Origin of the sequence: Chryseobacterium herbae (genome assembly GCF_025154075.1) — a bacterium.
Classification (GTDB): domain Bacteria; phylum Bacteroidota; class Bacteroidia; order Flavobacteriales; family Weeksellaceae; genus Chryseobacterium; species Chryseobacterium herbae.
Map to the genome: position 1 here is coordinate 260,957 of NZ_JAOAMU010000004.1, position 19,130 is coordinate 280,086.

At 38.3% G+C, this 19,130-nt stretch carries 15 protein-coding genes and 3 tRNA genes; 12 read left to right on the forward strand and 6 right to left on the reverse strand.

The features are described 5' to 3' along the window. Positions 1-11: 11 nt before the first annotated feature. A complete protein-coding gene (gene trhO, locus N0B48_RS14325) occupies positions 12-1,382 on the reverse strand; it encodes an oxygen-dependent tRNA uridine(34) hydroxylase TrhO (RefSeq protein WP_259839441.1) in 1,371 nt (456 codons plus the stop codon). 391 nt (positions 1,383-1,773) lie between these two features. Between trhO and N0B48_RS14330 the strand changes: the two genes are divergently transcribed. Then, the gene (locus N0B48_RS14330) at positions 1,774-3,300 is read left to right on the forward strand and encodes a trypsin-like peptidase domain-containing protein (protein ID WP_259839442.1); all 1,527 of its coding nucleotides are present in this window, start codon (positions 1,774-1,776) and stop codon (positions 3,298-3,300) included. A 62-nt stretch (positions 3,301-3,362) separates the two neighbouring features. Here N0B48_RS14330 and N0B48_RS14335 read toward each other — a convergent pair whose 3' ends face one another. From N0B48_RS14335 to N0B48_RS14345, 3 genes are all read right to left on the reverse strand, one after another. Beyond that, the gene (locus N0B48_RS14335; protein WP_034726085.1) at positions 3,363-3,818 is read right to left on the reverse strand and encodes a hypothetical protein; all 456 of its coding nucleotides are present in this window, start codon (positions 3,816-3,818) and stop codon (positions 3,363-3,365) included. After that, on the reverse strand, positions 3,818-4,198 hold the full coding sequence (locus tag N0B48_RS14340) for a RidA family protein (protein WP_099764939.1): 381 nt from the start codon (positions 4,196-4,198) through the stop codon (positions 3,818-3,820). Before N0B48_RS14340 ends, N0B48_RS14335 begins: the two co-directional genes overlap by 1 nt. A 141-nt stretch (positions 4,199-4,339) precedes the next feature. Then, entirely contained in the window at positions 4,340-6,925 is a 2,586-nt protein-coding gene (locus tag N0B48_RS14345; protein ID WP_371830621.1) for a putative LPS assembly protein LptD, read from the reverse strand. A 54-nt stretch (positions 6,926-6,979) separates the two neighbouring features. Between N0B48_RS14345 and N0B48_RS14350 the strand changes: the two genes are divergently transcribed. From N0B48_RS14350 to N0B48_RS14400, 11 genes are all read left to right on the forward strand, one after another. Beyond that, complete coding sequence (locus N0B48_RS14350) at positions 6,980-8,266, forward strand: N-acetylmuramoyl-L-alanine amidase family protein (RefSeq protein ID WP_259839445.1); 1,287 nt, start codon at positions 6,980-6,982, stop codon at positions 8,264-8,266. A 58-nt stretch (positions 8,267-8,324) separates the two neighbouring features. Then, positions 8,325-8,399 (forward strand) — tRNA-Glu (locus N0B48_RS14355). Positions 8,400-8,410: 11 nt separating this feature from the next. Next, the gene (locus tag N0B48_RS14360) at positions 8,411-8,731 is read left to right on the forward strand and encodes a hypothetical protein (RefSeq protein ID WP_047454243.1); all 321 of its coding nucleotides are present in this window, start codon (positions 8,411-8,413) and stop codon (positions 8,729-8,731) included. 67 nt (positions 8,732-8,798) lie between these two features. Next, positions 8,799-9,053, forward strand: coding sequence for a 30S ribosomal protein S20 (gene rpsT / locus N0B48_RS14365; protein ID WP_034738887.1), 255 nt, complete (start codon positions 8,799-8,801; stop codon positions 9,051-9,053). A gap of 10 nt (positions 9,054-9,063) precedes the next feature. Next, positions 9,064-9,135: transfer RNA gene (locus tag N0B48_RS14370), tRNA-Glu, on the forward strand. 100 nt (positions 9,136-9,235) lie between these two features. After that, positions 9,236-9,307: transfer RNA gene (locus N0B48_RS14375), tRNA-Glu, on the forward strand. Positions 9,308-9,581: 274 nt separating this feature from the next. After that, positions 9,582-10,619, forward strand: a complete 1,038-nt coding sequence (locus N0B48_RS14380; protein ID WP_259839446.1) for a helix-turn-helix domain-containing protein — start codon at positions 9,582-9,584, stop codon at positions 10,617-10,619. Between the two features lie 120 nt (positions 10,620-10,739). After that, on the forward strand, positions 10,740-12,392 hold the full coding sequence (locus tag N0B48_RS14385) for a serine hydrolase domain-containing protein (protein ID WP_259839447.1): 1,653 nt from the start codon (positions 10,740-10,742) through the stop codon (positions 12,390-12,392). Positions 12,393-12,580: 188 nt separating this feature from the next. After that, positions 12,581-13,237: a FadR/GntR family transcriptional regulator gene (locus N0B48_RS14390; RefSeq protein WP_259839448.1), complete on the forward strand. Its 657-nt coding sequence runs from the start codon at positions 12,581-12,583 to the stop codon at positions 13,235-13,237. A 55-nt stretch (positions 13,238-13,292) separates the two neighbouring features. Then, the gene (locus N0B48_RS14395; protein ID WP_259839449.1) at positions 13,293-14,498 is read left to right on the forward strand and encodes an MFS transporter; all 1,206 of its coding nucleotides are present in this window, start codon (positions 13,293-13,295) and stop codon (positions 14,496-14,498) included. Positions 14,499-14,687: 189 nt separating this feature from the next. Then, complete coding sequence (locus tag N0B48_RS14400) at positions 14,688-15,461, forward strand: T9SS type A sorting domain-containing protein (protein ID WP_259839450.1); 774 nt, start codon at positions 14,688-14,690, stop codon at positions 15,459-15,461. A gap of 128 nt (positions 15,462-15,589) precedes the next feature. On the opposite strand, the gene N0B48_RS14405 is transcribed toward N0B48_RS14400, so the two are convergent. Continuing rightward, positions 15,590-17,869 (reverse strand): DUF5074 domain-containing protein, encoded by a 2,280-nt coding sequence (locus N0B48_RS14405; RefSeq protein WP_259839451.1) that lies wholly within the window; start codon positions 17,867-17,869, stop codon positions 15,590-15,592. Positions 17,870-17,908: 39 nt separating this feature from the next. Continuing rightward, on the reverse strand, positions 17,909-19,117 hold the full coding sequence (locus tag N0B48_RS14410) for a cell surface protein (RefSeq protein ID WP_259839452.1): 1,209 nt from the start codon (positions 19,115-19,117) through the stop codon (positions 17,909-17,911). Between the last annotated feature and the right edge of the window lie 13 nt (positions 19,118-19,130).

A 19,130-nucleotide genomic window follows, 5' to 3' on the forward strand; every position in this document is an offset into this window, starting at 1 on the left:
ACTCAATCGTTTTATACGTTTTCAGAGGGCTGTATAATTTTATACAATTTATCAGACAAACGGACTCTGAACGGAATTTCAAAAGTGATCTGATCTCCTTTTTTAGCCGTTTCACAAGGACCTCCATTTACATGAATTTCAGTAATGGTAAGTTCCTGCTCACCGGTTGTCGGTCCTGAAATCAAGACTTTGTCGCCTATTGAAAGTTCTTTGTTTTCAATTAAAAACTGTCCGATTTTCGATTTTGTATAATAATGTTCTGCCTTTCCAACCAGTACTTTTTTAATGGCTATTTTCTGGCGGATATTTTTGGCTTCAACTTTCGCTAAAGGTTTATCAGGTAAATCTCCTGAATTTTTAAATTTCAGAGCATCAGATTTTCCTTTTCTGAAAACCTTATTTCCAACCTGTACTCCTTTTCTTAGTTCTAACTGTTCAGCTAAAGGTAAATGACTGATATCCAGACATTCTGTAGAACAACAGTTTTCCATGGCTTCTTTACATTCGTCACATTGAATAAACAATAAATGACAGGCATCATTGGAACAGTTGGTATGGTTGTCACAAGGTTTCCCACACTGATGACACTGCGAAATAATATCTTCTGTAATTCGTTCCCCTAATCGGTGATCAAACACAAAGTTCTTTCCGATAAATTTACTTTCAATACCTTCTTCTTTGATCTGACGGGTATATTCAATAATTCCGCCTTCCAGTTGGTACACATTTTTAAAGCCCTGGTGTTTGAAATAGGCACTGGCTTTTTCACAACGAATTCCGCCGGTGCAGTACATCAATAGATTTTTATCTTCTTTAAAATCCTGTAACTGCTCGTTGATAATTGGTAAACTTTCTCTGAAATTTTCCACATCAGGAGTAATAGCTCCTTCGAAATGCCCTACTTCACTTTCGTAGTGATTTCTGAAATCTACGACAATCGTATTGGGATCTTCAAGTAAATTATTAAATTCCTGTGCTTTTAAGTGAATTCCTTTATTGGTTACATCAAAAGAATCGTCATTCAAACCATCGGCAACGATTTTATGTCTCACTTTGATGGTCAGCTTTAAAAAAGAATAATCATCCTGGTCAACCGCTACATTCAGACGGATTCCTTTCATAAAATCATATACTTCCAGTGTATCACGAAACGCCTCAAACTGATCCGCAGGAACACTCATCTGAGCATTAATTCCTTCATGAGCAACATAGATACGGCCAAGTGCATCAAGGGCATTCCAGGCTATAAATAATTCGTCGCGAAATTGTTTGGGATCTTTAATTTTGGCATACGCATAGAAAGACAATGTAAGGCGTTCCTTACCAGCTTCATCAATAAGTTGAGCTCTTTCTTCTGCGCTTAAGGTGTTATACAGTTGCATGCTATAAACGTTTTAAGTGAGAAAAATATTTTTGCAAATATAATGATTTTTCAATTGAATGACTTTGTCATGATATGAGTCATGAACAGGAAGTAATGATGAATGAGTTACCGGATGATGATGAATGAAAGACTTTCAGATAAATTTTCGTACCTTAATCATGACATTTTATCCTTCTCCAGCTTACAAAATGTCACATTTTGGCTTTAATATTTTTTTAAGTTTTGTTAATACATTATTCGTAATTATGACATAATGCATAAAATGACATAATAGCCGTTAAATTTTAGTTAAAATTGAAACACAGTATGCTAATTGCTTACTTATTTAGCATTAAATTTGTTTACGTTAAAACAAAAAAAATCAATAAATAAAAAAAGAAAGATATACAATGAAGAGTACTTTAAAAAAACTATTACCATTTGCAGTAGTGGGAATTGTCTCCGGAGCTACTACCGTTGGGACATTACAATATTTCGGTCAGCATTCCAACAATGGCGACCAGTCTTACTTCACCACAGCAGCACCTAATGCATCATTCGTAGGAATGAACACCGGAACTGTGGGTGATGATTTCGTAAAGGCTTCAAAAACGACTGTTCCAGCCGTAGTAACGATTAAAAACTATCAGAGCAGATCAACGAACAGAGCTTCGGAACAGGATCTCTTTGATTACTTCTTCGGAGATCCTTTCGGAGGAAGAGGACAGCAGAGACAGAAGCAGCAAGCTCCCGATAATATGCCATCGGGAATGGGATCCGGGGTGATCATCTCACCGGACGGATATATCATCTCCAACAACCACGTGGTAGCAGGAGCGAATAAACTGGAAGTTGTTTTAAGCAACAAGAAATCTTATATCGCAACGCTTGTAGGTACTGACCCGAACACCGATATTTCTTTACTTAAGATCGAAGAAAAAGGGCTTCCTTATTTAAATTTTGCCAATTCAGACAATATTGAAGTTGGACAATGGGTACTTGCCGTAGGAAATCCACTTGGATTAAATTCTACAGTAACCGCAGGTATTGTTTCAGCTAAAGGAAGAGGAATCGGGATCTTAGGAGGTCAGGGGAAAGCGACCAACCCAATTGAAAGCTTTATTCAGACCGATGCAGCAATTAACCCGGGTAACTCAGGAGGAGCGCTGGTAAACGTTAATGGTGATCTGATCGGGATCAACTCTGCGATCCAGTCTACGACGGGATACTATCAGGGATATGGATTTGCGGTTCCTGCTAACTTAGCAAGAAAAATCGTTGAGGACATCAAGAAATTCGGAATCGTACAAAGAGGCTTCTTAGGCGTTTCATCATTAGACCTTTCCAGCGATCAGCAGGTAACAGCATACAATAAGCAGTTTAAAACCACTCTTAAAGTAGGTTCAGGAGTTTATGTGACAGGATTTGGAGATAACAGTGGCGCAGAAGATGCAGGTCTGAAAAAAGGAGATATCATCACTAAAATTGACACGTACGACATTACAGATTTTGCGGATCTTTCCATGTCTATCGGAAGCAAACGTCCAGGTGATAAAGTTCAGGTAACTTATTCAAGAAATGGGAAAGAAAGTACGACTACGGTAACGCTTAAAGACCAGAAAGGAGGAACGACCACCAGAACAAAAGCTGATCTGAGCGTAACTGAAAAAATAGGAGCTGACTTTGATCCGCTTACTGAAAAGTTCAAAACGGAATACGGACTGAACAGCGGTGTAGTTGCTAAAAACGTAAGCGAAGGAAGCGAAATGGCTAAGATCGGAATCGTAGACAACTACATCATTATCGAGATCAATGGTAAACCGGTGAATTCACAGAAAGATGTAGAAAAGGTACTGGATAAATACCAGGGTAATGTACAGGTGAAGTTTGTGGATGACTACGGAAGAATCTATACCAAAGGTTTCAAAATGCCTTAATAAATTACAGACAATAGTCTTTTCATATCAAAAAAAACGCTGCAGAATCTGCAGCGTTTTTTTTATTTGGTTTTATTCATTTTCTCAGCGATCCTTTTTTTCTTGTTCCGCTCATAAATAACTTCTACAATCTTTCCTCCTATCCACGAGAACGGGAAAAATGTAAGGAAAATAGAAATCTTATAAAACGTAGGATGGTATGGAAATATAATAACATCCAGCATGGCAATGAAAAGCATAATGAAGCCGATAAGAATAGCATAAGCCACTTTAGCGTACTTCACGATAAGAGCAGTAGCTACTCCCCCAATCGTAGATCCAAGCCCGGAAATAAACAGCAGAAACCCAAAAAATGCATTATCATTTTTCATGCTGAAAAGAAATCTCTGCCAGTGCTCAAAAGGGGCAAAAGCTTCGAAAGTGATCCATTGCGGAAACACCCTTATACCAAGAGTGATAATAAGCCCCGCTATACCAAGACCTACCAGAACCGCAACTGTATTTCTAATAAAATTCATTAATCCTGATGTGCAATCATAGAAATTTCAATATCAACATTCTTTGGCAGACAAGAAACCTGTACAGTTTCACGGGCCGGATAGCTGTCTGCATCAAGATATGAAGCATAAATATCATTCATTACCGCAAAATCATCCATACTTTTAAGGAAGATGGTTGCTTTTACTACGTTTTTGAAAGTCATTCCAGCTTCAGTAAGGACAGCTTCAAGGTTTTTCATCACCTGATGTGTTTCCTTTTCAATTCCCTCTACCAATTTACCAGTTGCAGGATCTACAGGAATCTGTCCGGAAATATATAAAATTCCGTTCGCCATATTAGCTTGTGAATAAGGCCCGATGGCTGCAGGTGCATTAACTGTATTGATTATTTGTTTCATATATGGGTATTTATTTTTTCAAAAGTCATATGCAATCACTATGTCGTGTATTCGTTTGCTAACCAATTTTGTTAACAGTGATTCATTGAATTTATTTTGGTTGCAAATATAAAATTTATATTTACAATAGTCAATCTGATATTAGAAAGGTGCGTTAGGCTGTGTAAAACTTCTGTCTTTGTACTTCAGTGCATCACTTAAGATGTTGGCTTTGATCCCGATAAAGAAGTCATATACCTTATACTGTCCGAAAGGCACCCAGTTAAAGTTGATCGTAAAACTTCGCTGGTCTCTTGAGAATCCGATTCTGGTATAAGCCAGATCTTTCGTCACAAGGTCAAAATGCGTACTTCCGTTGATATTCCAGTAAGGAGTCAGCTTAATACTACCGTCCAGACCTACAGAAGCAATTTTGGTTCCAAGTAAGGATGTCCCTTTTGAATAAGCGTAGTTTGCATTGATATTTAAAGTCCAGGCCTGATCGAAATGAGCGTAATTATCATCATCAAAATAATAATTCTCATTTCTCACTTCTCCTTTTGCAGGATACTTTTTAGCATAATCTGTTTTCTCGCCGAATATCTCGCTGCTCAAAGGATAAGAAAGCTGTACGTTGAATCCCTGTACACTGAAATGACCGAACTCTTCCGTTCTTATTCCCTGCGTAGCACCCGGAGCAAAATCAATTCTATAAGGATCCAGTGAAAGACTGGTGTTTACGCTTAATTTATTATTGAAGAAAGAGGACTGCCCGTTGATACTGAATACAGACCACGGGTGATCTTTTGCGGCAAAGTTATAATTCCCTGATAAGCTAAGTGATTCGAAGATCTTAATTTTTTTCACTCCTGTAGAATCACTTTTAGACTTCACTTTCATTTCAATATTGTTCCCGATATTGAAACCTAAAGCTCCTACTACTCCACTTGACGGGCTTCCTACAATTCCTTTATCAAAAATAGAATAAGGAGTCAAAGCACCTTCCGCATTATAATAGTTTTTATAATATCCGAAACCAGGACTGGAGAAATCCGGTGAATACGTAAAGCTAAGACTCGGCGTCATCATGTGTCTTATCGCTTCTACAGCAGATCCTTTTTTGAATTTCAGCATTCCGTAAAGCGTAGTCTGAAGACTGGCAGAAGTAGAGAAGGTAGAATATCCTGCAATATTCTTTTGAATTTCATCCACATCAACCGTTTTTATAGGATCATAACGTCTTTTAAGTGTTTTGGTCGTTAATGCGTTATCAATATTGGCACTTAAGCTGAATGTGAAATATTTCGCTACCGTTGTATTGGTTCCTAAGGCAATATTATTCTTAAGTCCTGTTTGCATTTTGTCCCACATCGCCTTTGTAAAAAGCTCATTTTCCTGAGTGCTTGCAAAATTGGTCAGGTTGAAACCTGTATTCACTGTAATATTCTCAAGAAGTCCCTGTCTTACGCCTGTTTTAGATTTAAACAGATAAAACTGATTGATCGCTACGTTCATCTGGGGAAGACGAAGATCGGCCAGTCCGGTTGCAAAGTTTTGAGCGTATGACGCAGATCCTGTAATCGTAATCGGCAGTTTCAAAAACCTTTTGGTTATCGTTACCGCTGAATTCTGTTGCGTGTTCAGGACGTTCTGGTTGAAAATATAATTATTGTTCAGGTTATTGTTGTAAAACTTCGTACTTACGATATCCACTGAAGCACTGAAAGTCAGAAAAGGATTGGATTTAGAATCCTGAGTATGTGTCCATGCAATTCTGTATGTACTGTTTTTGTTATAATCATCCAGCCCTTTTATTCCACGTACCATCGTTCCGACATCTGCTGTAAATGTCCCGGAATACCTGTATTTTTTCAGATAGTTCATCTGTGGCCGTATGTTCCAGCTTCCTTTGGTATAAATATCGGCAAGTACCTTAAGGTCAAAATGCTCCCCTATAGGCTGATAGTACCCCAGCCCGTTGAGGAAAAACCCTACATCTTCCCTTTCCCCGAAACTCGGGATCAGGATACCGGCTGCCCTCTTGTCTGAAAACGGAAGGATCGCAAACGGCAGAATCAGAGGAGTCGGAACCTTCTCGATATACATCTGGATAGGTCCGGTAACGATCTGTGATTTATTTTTAGTCTTGATCAGCTTGATATTGGAGGCACGCATGAAATAATCTGATGCGGTATCTTTTTTCTTGATGTAATATTCATCGGTCGTGTAATCGGCATTCTTCATGGCGAAAACAGAATCGTTATACTTTTTGGTTTTCTGCGCCGTGATTACCCCTTCGTTTTCTTCAGTTCTCGCATTAAATGCGATAGCCTGTTTTGTTTTGGTATTGTAGCTGAACTCATTGGTTTCATATTTTTTCCCCGCCTGAGTGGTAATTACGGGTTCAATAATCTTCCCAAGGGAGTCCTGTTTTCCACGGGCATAGATGAGATTTTTATTGTCGTCGATAGAAATATAATCCGCATCAATCTGCATATCCTGGTATTTTACCTGGGCATTTTTGTTGAGGAATGTCATCTTTTTTGGGACATCTCTTCGCTGATCATCCGCTTTTGTGTGGAGAATATCATCTAAAGATTCCTTTTTTACAACAATGGTATCCTTTTTGGAAATAGTATCATTAACCACATTTTTAGGCAATTTTTCAGGTGTTTTTTGTGCTAAAAAATTGTTAAAAATTAGGATAATTAAAATTTGTAATATATTTTTGAGGACGGTTTTGGCCAATTTTTGTTCTATATAATTAAGGCTCAAAATTAATATAATTTTTAAAACTGTAAGATGCACAAACAAAATTTTAAAATAATTTTATCATTTCTCCTTATTTTCTCGAGCACTTTAATCTTTTCGCAAAAGAAGTTTACGATCGTTTTAGATGCTGGGCATGGGGGAAGTGACCATGGAGCGAACCGATCTTATGCAGACATTGGAAGGGTCGCAGAAAAAGATGTTACGCTAGCCGTTACCCTAAAAGTTGGGTCAATGTTGGAGAAAAACAGAGATTTCAAAGTAATATACACCCGTAAATTTGACGAATATCCTTCTCTTTCGGACAGAACCAACCTGGCGAACAGAAGTAAAGCTGATCTTTTTGTCTCTATTCACTGTAACTCTTCGCAGCGACCTACCGCTTACGGAACTGAAACCTATGTACAGGGACCGAATCAGAATGACGAAAACCTGGAAGTGGCAAAAAGAGAGAATGACGTGATCTTTCTGGATGAAAAAGACAAACAGACCTTCGGTTCTTATAATCCAAGTTCACCGGAATCTCTTATCGCCCTGAAACTGCAGCAAAATAAATATCTGGAGTCCAGCTTACTGCTTGGCGGATTGGTGGAAGATAATTTCGTGAATAAAGATAAAAGATTTTCAAGAGGTGTTTTTCAGAAGAACCTTCACGTTCTCCGTATGAATGCGATGCCTTCCGTACTGATAGAAACAGGATTCATCAACCATCCTGAGGAAAGCCACTATCTGGCCTCTGAAAAGGGTCAGAGCGAAATCTCAGAAAGTATCTATAACGCCATCATCGATTATAAAAAAGCCATTGACCGAAAAACAGGAGGATCAATTTCAGTGAAAAAACCTGAACCTGAGAAGCCTGCAGAGTCTCCTCTGAAAAATGATTTCAGAATTTTACTGCTTAGTTCACCTACGAAATACAACGACGGAGATCCGGCTTTAAAAGGTCTGAATTACATTCTTCCTCTTAAAGATAACGGACAGTACAAATATTATTATGGGGTTACAAACATGGCTTCGGTAAAAGACATCAATTTAAAAACAGCCAAAGATGCAGGGTTCAGAAATGCCTATGCGGTAGGATTTATGCCTAATCAAAAACTGCTTTCTGGCTACTATACTATTGAGGTTTATACGGGCGAAAAGCTAAACGGAAACTCATTTATCTTACAGACACTGAAGGATGTAGAACGCAACAAAGAGAACGGAGTTTTCTACTATACGTATGGAAAAGTATTCACTTTGGAGGATGCTGTAAAGCTCCAAAAAGACCTTGAAACCAAGGGAATCAAGAATACGATTATTCAAAAAGTTTTTAAATAATTTATAAAATAATTTTGAAGTTAAAAAGTTAATCATTACTTTTGCAACCTCAAAATTTGGCCTATTCGTCTAGTGGTTAGGACTCAAGGTTTTCATCCTTGCAACAGGAGTTCGATTCTCCTATAGGCTACCAAATTTGATATCATGCCGGATTTAAAAATACAAGAAGCAAAACTTCTTTTTAAGAAAATCCACTCTAACCCAAAAAGTTACGATTTACAAATCAATGAAGACGGGATTACAGGCAGGGATGATAAAATAAGTTTCAGACTTTACAGGACTGGAGAAAGGGTCGCCTTTGAAGTAACAATTGATGGACTTACCTTCACCAACACCACTGGAGAATGGAACAACGCAATGATTATGTTAAGTAGCACAATCAAGAAAATAGAACGAGAACAAGAGAATTTAAAAATAGAACAAGCAATAGATAAACTCAGAAAATACCTGTCAGAAGAAAATTGAAAAATTTTAAAAATAAATTTGGCAGATTAAAAAAAAGTTTATAGTTTTGCACTCACATTTGAACGATATGGCAAATCATAAATCAGCACTAAAGAGAATTAGACAAAACGAAGTTAGAAAAGTTCGTAACAGATACTACCACAAAACTGCTAGAACAGCAATCAAAGTTTTGAGAAATGAGGAAGATAAAGCTGCAGCTACGGAGCAACTTCCAAAAGTTATCGCTTTGTTGGATAGATTAGCTAAGAAAAATATCATCCACAAGAACAAAGCTGCTAACTTGAAAAGCAAATTGGCAAAGCACGTTAATAAATTAGCGTAACAGCATAGTAGGCCCGTTCGTCTATCGGTTAGGACCTCAGATTTTCATTCTGGTAAGAGGGGTTCGACTCCCCTACGGGCTACAAAACTTAATCACTACTAACCGGGTGGTTATACTAAGAGTTGAAACTTATAAAAACAAAAAACTAACCCTGTAGGTATTTTATTTACAGTTTGGTAGATGGCCCGTTCGTCTATCGGTTAGGACCTCAGATTTTCATTCTGGTAAGAGGGGTTCGACTCCCCTACGGGCTACTTAACAACAAAAAACTCTGGTATTTTTATCAGAGTTTTTTTGTGCTTTACGACTTCGGATTTTCTTGAAATTATTCATACATGGTCTTGTCCAAAACCTATTGTATTTTTTTAAATTCCGGCTTGGTTTCAACTTCAGTCATCATTTCAGTAAACGAAATTCATCAATACCTGGCACATCGGGTTTAAAAAATGGGCTATAGCCATTGATCTGCATATTTATTCTCAGAAGAGAAAGTATAATTTGTAGTTTTGTAGTATTCAAAATAAAAACATGGCATTCATTAACGATTTAGGTAAGATTATTGTTTTTTTGTTTTTACTGTTAAGTATTTTCCTGATCACCGCAAAATCCGAAAGAAAATTACCTGATTATCTATTTGCTGCTTTTCTCCTGGTATCTGTGATAGATTTTTCCGGGCTTTTCCTATCACCGCCTGATTCCAGAATAATCAAAGGAGGGAAACTGGCCAGCGTTCTGCTGCAGATGCCTTTATATTATTTATACGTCAACTCAGCCTGTTATTATAATTTCAAGCTTCATAAAAAACATCTTTTGCATGGGCTCCCGTTTTTATTCGTTTTTTGCTTCTTCAGCATAACAGGAATTTCAGAACAGGATTACAAGATATTTGATGTGATCTCTGTCGTTCAGTATTACTTTTACATCATTGCTGTATTTCTGGTGTTGAGAAACTTCAGAAAACTATATCAGGAAAATTATTCCAGCAATCATCATCTTACCTACAAATGGCTGATGCAAACCACTGTCCTTTTTGTCATTGGAAATATCTTCGTTCTTATCAGAGGTTTTGTTGACAACGATAGTCCTGTCTATAACTACTTATTTACGCTCACCTCCGTGTTTGTCTTATCTGTGATCACCTGGTTTGTGCTGAATGCTCTATACCGACCAAATCTGTTTGCCGGGATCAACAAAGATCTGACTCCTGTACAATCGGAAAATGAAGTAAAGAAACAACCGGAGCAATTGAAAAGTCTTCTCCAATTCATGGAAACTGAAAAGCCTTATTTGGATGACAAACTGACGTTGCAGAAACTGGCTGAACAAATTCATCTACCCGAAAAGCAATTATCCCTGCTGATCAATCAACATACCGGAAAGCATTTTTTCGACTTTATCAATGAATTCCGAATTAACGATGCAAAAACTCTTCTGAAGGAACAATCGCAGCTAACCGTACTGGAAGTATTGTATGAAGTAGGCTTCAACTCGAAATCTTCATTTTATACTGCTTTTAAAAAGGAAACTAACTTAACCCCTACAGATTACAGAAAATCAACCATTTAGGCGTGTCCGATTTTAATTCGGACTGTTTTTATGATTTAAAATCAGTCCGGTTTCCGATAGTCGGATATTTATCCCACTGTAAATTTTCAGATTTGCTTCATCATTTAAAAATTAAATCAAATGAAGCTACCAATCCAATGGACACTGATCCTTTTCACTTTATTAAGTTCCGGACTATGCTCCGCCCAATTCAAACAAAAAGATCCGATCACGAGAACAGACTCTCTGCTGAATATCTATAAACGGGAAAACGCGCCGGGTATGGCCGTTGCCATTATAAAAGACGGAAAAGTCATTTATAAGAAAACCTACGGACTGGCCAATCTGGAAAATAAAACTCCGATCACAGATTCTACGGCTTTTAATATAGCCTCCGTTTCCAAACAGTTTACCGCCTTTATTGCTCTTTTGGCTGAGAAGGAAGGAAAGTTATCGTTAGATGATGATATCAGAACCTATCTGCCGGAACTGAAGCATCTGCCTTATAAAATTACGATCCGTCAATTGGCTAATCATACCCATGGATTACCCAATTTTTCGGAAATAAAAAAACTGCAGGGTTTTGGAGATGAATTTAAAGTAACCAATGAAGAAGGAGTACATACTCTTTTGGGAATTAAAAGCACCAACTTCCCTCCCGGAGAAAAATACCAATATAATAATACCGGTTTTACGCTTCTCGCTGAAATTCTCCACAGGATTTACAAAAAGGATTTTAACCAAATCGCAAAGGAATACATTTTTAATCCTTTGCACATGAAAAACACCTTGGCATTAGATGACCCTGATAAAATCATTCCAAACGCAGCAGAATCCTACCGGCCAAAGGGGAATACTTTTTTTAAGTTTCCTATTGCGCAAATGGTGGATGGCTCATCCAATATTTATACGACACTGAATGACTTGTGTCAATGGGCAATTAATTTTCAACATCCAATACAGGGAAGCCGCGAGCTTTATCATACCATGCAAAAGAGTACCGTGCTCAGTAACGGCAAAACCATAGAATATGGATTGGGACTGCAAACCGAAAAATACAAAGGTCTGGACTTAGTATTTCACGGTGGTGGCACTGTCGGCTATCGTTCTTATATTTTACACGTTCCTTCTCAACAGTTTTCTATCGTCATGTTAGGCAATAAGCAAGGATTTGAAGGTTTGCAGATTGTTTATCAATTGTTAGACTTTTTTCTCAAAGATCAGGAGATACTTCCTCCCCTTCCGCAAAAAACAACTTACACTCCAGCTGAGCTTAAAAAATTTGAGGGAGTTTATGAATTTAGTCCTGGAAACTTTCTTGAAATATCGACGGAAGGGAAAGATCTTTCTGTGGGAACCTATAACCGAAAAGGCAAGGAACCGCTTCAGATCATTGGGGACAGCAAATTTAAGATTACCTCTATTCCAACAGCAAGTTTAACCTTTCATAGCGGTTCGGTTGTCCTTAGAATAGCAGATTTTACCTACACTGCAAAAAAGGTGAACCTGAATCTTCCTAAAGCAGAGAAAATCGCTTTGAACAAATTAGTTGGTTTCTACAGGAATGAGGAATTTAATACAACGTATCAGCTCGTCATTGAAAACAATAAACTTATCGCAAAACACCCTTTGAATGGTGATATTGAACTGTATCCGTTAAACAATAAAAGCTTCTACTCCACAGCTGATTATTTCGGGCAACTTGATTTTAAGTATGATCAAAATAATGAAGTCACGAAGTTTATATTATCCGGATCAAATCTTTTTAATATTGAATTTAAAAAAATAAAATAGTTTTATCTTCTTTAGTTACTTAGGTTATTTCCAGTGTTTAACCCTGTCAAGGTTTTGAACCTTGACAGGGTTTGCTGAGCTACTCATCCATCTTATCCTTTTTTCAAGCTCAATACATCCTTTTAAAATTTATAGTTAAATATTTTAAAAAAGTCATACCTTTGCATTCATCAGATGATAAGATGTATATGCAAATTCAAAGAAAATCATTAGCTCAGGAAGTCGCAGAAAGATTAATTCAGGGGATCACCAATGAAGAGTACGCTGTAGGTGATAAACTTCCGATTGAACCGGAATTGATGAAAATATATGGTGTCGGCCGATCCAGCATCCGTGAGGCTATAAAAATTTTATCGATAAAGGGAGTTCTGAGTGTGCAACAAGGTGTAGGTACCTTTGTAACTTCTAAGAATATCCAGGAATCACTGGAAGATCAGATCAGTAATGCTGAATTCAATGAAGTGTATGAGGTTCGTTCGCTCTTAGATTCAAAGATTGCAGCGAAAGCGGCGGCTAACCGAAGTGAGAAGGAATTGGAGACTATCAAAATGCATCTGGATCTCAGAGATCAATTCGCAAAAGAAAACCAGGCACTGGAATGCTATCAGGCAGACATTAATTTCCATATATCCATTGCTGAAGCTTGTGGGAATACTCTTTTGAAAGAAATTTACAGAATTGCAAGCAAACATATCCTAAGAACTTTTGAAAGCAGTCACAATAACAATACAGACTCTTTTAAACTTTCTCAAAAAATACATACTGATCTTTATAACGCTATTGAAAATAAAGATTCCGACACAGCTGCACGCATTGCTCAGCTCATTGTTGAAAAAGTATACTAAACATTAAATTTATAACAAAATTCATCAGATGACCTGATGAATTAAAGACTACATTATGGAAAAGGTACAGACACAAACCATTGATACCACTAAAATTGTTTATCCTATTTTATTTATGATCAGCTTTTCACATTTGCTGAATGATCTGATTCAATCGACTATTCCTTCATTATATCCTATTCTGAAAGGTGAATTCCACTTATCGTTTGCTCAAATCGGAATCATTACGCTGGTCTTCCAACTTACGGCTTCTATTTTACAGCCGTTTGTCGGAATTTATACGGATAAAAAGCCCAATCCCAGATCTTTAGCCATAGGAATGGGACTGTCAATGGCCGGTTTATTACTTCTGGCCGCAGCCCATCAATATTATGTGATTCTGATTGCCGTTGGATTGATTGGGATGGGATCGTCTATTTTTCATCCTGAAGCTTCGAGAGTTGCCCAACTGGCATCCGGCGGACAAAAAGGATTGGCTCAATCTATTTTTCAGGTAGGCGGAAATTCGGGAAGTGCTATCGGGCCTTTATTGGTTGCATTAATTATACTTCCCTTGGGACAGGGTTATGTCGCTCTTTTTGCGATTGCTGCTTTTATAGGAATCATCGTCTTGTGGAGAATCGGAAACTGGTATGCAGAAAGATTATCACTTAAGAAATCAACCAAACATCCGGATAACATTATTGAGATACAGCTTTCCCGAAAAAAGGTTCTATTTTCTATCACCATTCTGTTGGCTTTGGTATTTTCCAAATACATTTATCTGGCATCCATGACGAACTATTTTACGTTCTTCCTGATTGATAAATTTCATATTTCCGTACAGGATTCTCAGCTGTATTTATTCATGTTTCTTGCCGCTGTGGCCATAGGAACTATCCTAGGTGGAAAATTGGGGGATAAATATGGAAGAAAAAAAATCATTTGGGCTTCTATTCTTGGAGCAGCACCTTTTACCCTTTGTCTTCCTTACCTTTCACTGGGATGGACTATCACATTTGCTGTTTTGATAGGATTAATTATCGCATCAGCATTTTCTGCCATTCTTGTCTATGCTACCGATCTTATGCCTAATAAAATTGGATTGGTCGCCGGACTATTTTTCGGGTTTATGTTTGGAATGGGCGGAATCGGTTCTGCTGTGCTAGGAGCTGTAGCAGATGATACGGGAATCGAATATGTATTCAGAATTTGTGCATTTTTACCTCTTATCGGTATTATCACAGCTTTCTTACCTAATATTAAAGGGCGAAAAAAATAGACTCAAAATAAAACTACAAGGGATTAACATAATCGTATTTTACCCGTTCCTGATCCTCGTATTTTTCAGCGAGCAATAAACCAAAGATTAAGGAATCATTATATATTTCACATTTTATAGAGATAATATTGTATACATATACTTTTATGCTTAAATTTGGTTAAAACATTAACCTTAAATCTCTATAGTATGAAATCTATTCTACTTTCCAAGAGCCGCCTTTTTCAGGCCGCATTATTTTTAGCCTTTTTATTCCAATCGAATAATTCACAGGCACAAAGCAGAATCTACGCCAACGATCAGCACTCCAATGTATATGGAGTATGTCTGGGATGTGGCGTACAGAATCCCCTGAATGCCGTGGGAGACAACGAAGACAACTATTCTACCATGGTCATGGGTACCGTTTTATTAGGAGGCGTTGAACAGACCCTAAGATTCCCTGAAGTGAGAATCAACACTAAATTGGTCATCGGTATCGGAACGAATAACATTCCTCTGACAGTTCAGCTGTTAAGCGGTGTGTACATAGAAACGATGAGTGGAACGACAGCCAACAATGACAGCCAAATGATATCCGCCAGTTTACTGAAGCTAGCAGACACTCCAAACAGAGCAACGATTGAACTTACTCCTGCCAGCTCATATAACGCCGTTAAAATCAGACTGAGCGGTGGTGTATTAAGTCTTGGTGGTGGATTCAGAGTGTATTATGCTTACCAGGATCCCCTTTCTACGATCATGGCTTACAGCAAAGCCGGACAGGTTACTCTGGGTGGGACCGTTCCATTAGAAGGGGCCCAAGTTACCCTAAGAAATACTTCAGGAAAAGAAGTACATCGCTCTACCCTGAAATCAAATACTTTTGAACTGTCTACTCCACAACCAGAAGGTATTTACATCCTGACGGTGGAAGCAAAAGATAAAAAGACTTACACCCGTAAGATCAGAATTACGAACTAAGAAACAGGACTTATTAAAACTCCGGCAGGCTTTCAGCCTGCTGGAGTTTTTTTTTGCCTTCTTGTAGGCAAAAAAAATCGGCGGCCCTCCGGGCCGCCGATTCCTTGAAATAAAATAGACTGTGAAAACTATTTTTTGATTAATTTCTGTTGGTATACTGCTTTATCAGTTACAGCCTTCAGAATATAGACTCCGTTCGGAAGCATGCTTACATTGATCTGGCCATTGTTAAGCTGCGTATTCACCACTTTTCCGGAAGTATCATAAACGGAAACGTTTAGGATTTTCTCCTGAGTTTTGATGGTAAGAATATCGGTCACCGGATTCGGATAGATACTGAACTCAATTTTCTTCACTTCAGCTGTTGCTAAAACAGAAACTGTACTGTTTACGGTAAGGGTTTTCTCAACTACTTTACCGTTTGAATTAAAGGCGATCTTGATATCAGCATTTCCTGAAGCAATCGGTGTCAGAACAAGTTCATCATTTTCGTTGATTACGGCAGAAACAGCTGCTGGATTTGAGTTCGATTTAATTGTTTTTACAATAGCTGATGAAAGATTATCTTCATCAGAAACGATTGTTTTCAGATCAATCACGGATGCACTATTCACATTAACCTGTGAAGGGAATGTATTGCTAACTGTAGGAAGTGTATTATCCGGGAATACGGCTACTGCAGGGAACCAATAATAATCATTAAGCGTTTTTGTATTGATCAATGCTCCGGTTGCATCAAAAGTATGGATCCAGTTTTTCTGGTAGTGTGCACCGTAGCCACTTTCTGTAGTATTTAAGATTAACTCATCCGTTATAGGATTCATACGAAGTCCGGCGCCATAAGGAATTTGCTTATAGGTACCTGTCTGACCGGGAATTGTTACAAAGCTTTCGTTAAATGCTTTTGTCGTTACATCAAATTTTACAATTTGTGCTCCTGATACAAAACTGTTTACTGAGTTATTCCAGTATAAAACATTCTGCTTACTACTTGCTGTAAAGCTTCCTGCATTCCATGCTCCCCAAGATCCTAAATATTTAGTTGTAGGGATGTTATATGGAGTCGTTACAAATGTCGTTGTATTAATATTCACCACTTTCTGATCCTGAATAGCCCAGATGCTTCCGTCTTTTGCCTGAACAATTGAGTGGAAAGCTCCCGGAATGGTACTCACCACCGTATCAGTTGCCGGGTCAATCACTAAAATTCCAGCAGACTGCTTTACGGCAAATACATATTTCGAAGAACGGACCATATTTCCTATCTGTCCCGCATATTGTCCGCCACCGCCTGTTCCGGTTATCAGGCTTCCCACCTGCATATTCGCGATATCAAATACAAAAATACCGTTCGAAGCTCCGATGTATCCTTTATTTTCATTAACACCAACGAATGACCTTCCATCACCTCCGCCGATGTTATTAAATCCAGCAATTTTCTGCATCGTTTGTGCATTCGCTACTACCAGTCTTCCTCCAGGCGTATATTGTGTATCGCCACCGTCTGCAGCCTGCTTTGAAATAAAATAGAATTTATCTCCGTAGATTGTTCCATATTGCGTTGTAGCACCAAAAGCCTGGTTGTTATTAGCGTTGCTATACACACGGTAATTGATCTGTCCGTTACTGTCAATAAAGTTCACAGAACCATTGGTGTGTCCGAACCATTCTTCATTCACCATGAAATATCCATTCGCAAAATTGGTTGATGCCACATAAGGAGATACCGGCGTCAACGTTGAAGAAATGGGGAAACTCTCCATTCCTGCATTAAAATTCCACACATCATATGACCCATTCTGAAGCACACGGGATGTAGCACCCACTCCTGAATATCCGAAAGCGGCATCTGCAGGATCTTTTACCCAATATGACCAGTAGCTGTTGTACCATCCTGATCCCCAATGATCCGCAGCATCTGCTGCAGTATAATCATCAAAATCATAAGCAGCTGTATTAACGATACCATTTACAGGATAATAAGGATAGGTTATATTTCCGCTTTTGTAAAGCGCATTGCTGTTCTGTCCGTTCAGGTCAAAGCCCATTCCACCGATTGCCGTTCCGAATTGTGTTCCCGGATAAAGCAATGTAAAAAATCTGTGATCTGCCTTCGCGATGGCTTTCATCATGTCTTCTCCGGTAGCGTTTCCGTTCCATCTGAATCCCCATACCAAAGCATCAGGATTTTTGCTGTCATTCCACTGTACCACGAAAGCCGCTTCGTTGGTACCGCTTCCCACCCAATACTGAATATCAGAAAAACTGATATTGGTGGTTACTGTCGTATTCAGCTGATTGCTGCTGGTACCCTGAATATCATTTCTGGGTACGCCCTGTACTTTTATCTGCGCATTCGCAAAGAACGCAAACAGAAACAGTACGGTAAAAAGATAAAACTTTTTCATTTTTTGAATTATATATATTAGATTTTGTTTTCCGTATTACTAATTGAGATGCAGGTCATAAGCTCCTCCTACTTCCGTAGAAACTTCTCCAAGCCAGCCCGCTTCCTGATTGATTCCTGTATACACTTTTATAAAATCGATGCCTGGAAGCTTTACATAGTTTCCGTTCTTATCTACTGCCCAGGAAATATCTATGTTTGAGGCTTCATCGTTGTTCGGGGCATTATCGGCATACCCATAATCATAAGACCTTCCCACCCAGTAATTTCCCACTCCGCTTTGGTCGTAATAATTATCCTTAAGTCTGGTTCCCGTTAGGCTGTAAGAAGCACTTGATAGCCATAAAGGATAATAACTTTGTGAATGGAAAGCATTTTTTGTTTTAAATCCGGAATTCCCCATATTATCCTGCCATTTGATGTACTCCACATCAGTCTGCCAAGGCTCACTTCCGAAAATGGGAGGTTTATTTTCATTAGGCTTTAAGTATGTTATGCTGTAATTCTTAGTTGTTGTATTTTTAAAATATTCGCTGCCGGCGATCTCATACCATTCATCTTCATCAGGCTTACCATTTTTATTTTTATCGTAGCCAACCATGATAATTCCGGGTTCGCAAGATCCTGTTCTAACGGCAGCAGCCTCATTTCCCCAAAAAGAATTGCCCAAAATTTTGAAATCTCTTCCTTCAAGATTCGGAATAGTATGGTCAAAACCAAAAGCAACGTAGCCGCCAAAACCACCTAGTGTAACGAACATAGAATTACCTCCTACCAATACTCCTTTTGCTGTTTTAATCATATCGGCCTCTGTATTTCCGTTCAAATATTCCGGATTCTCATTGATAAACTGGCCTACAGCCGGACGGAATTCAAAGACATCTGAAATATATTTGCTGTAAGGCGTAAGCTCTTTATTAACAATAATCGTCGACTTATAGATCTTCACAGCTCCTTTCATTTCTACCTTTAATGTCAAAGGATAAGTCTGTACTGTAGCACTCACAAAATCCAGCTGCTGCTGATCTGAAATCACAGCATCATTAATGCTCCACGTCAGCTTACCTTTAATTTCTGGATCTATACTCAGAAGCTTAAGTCTGTCTATAGTATATGATTCTTTAAGAACTTCTGTAGGAAAAGTGACTTCTTCTATGACTTCCTCACTATCGCTTTTGCAAGCTGCAATGCCCAGCAGTACTAAAGAGAGAAGTAGGATCTTTAAAATATGTTTCGTTTTTCTTTCCATTTTTTCTGATCTG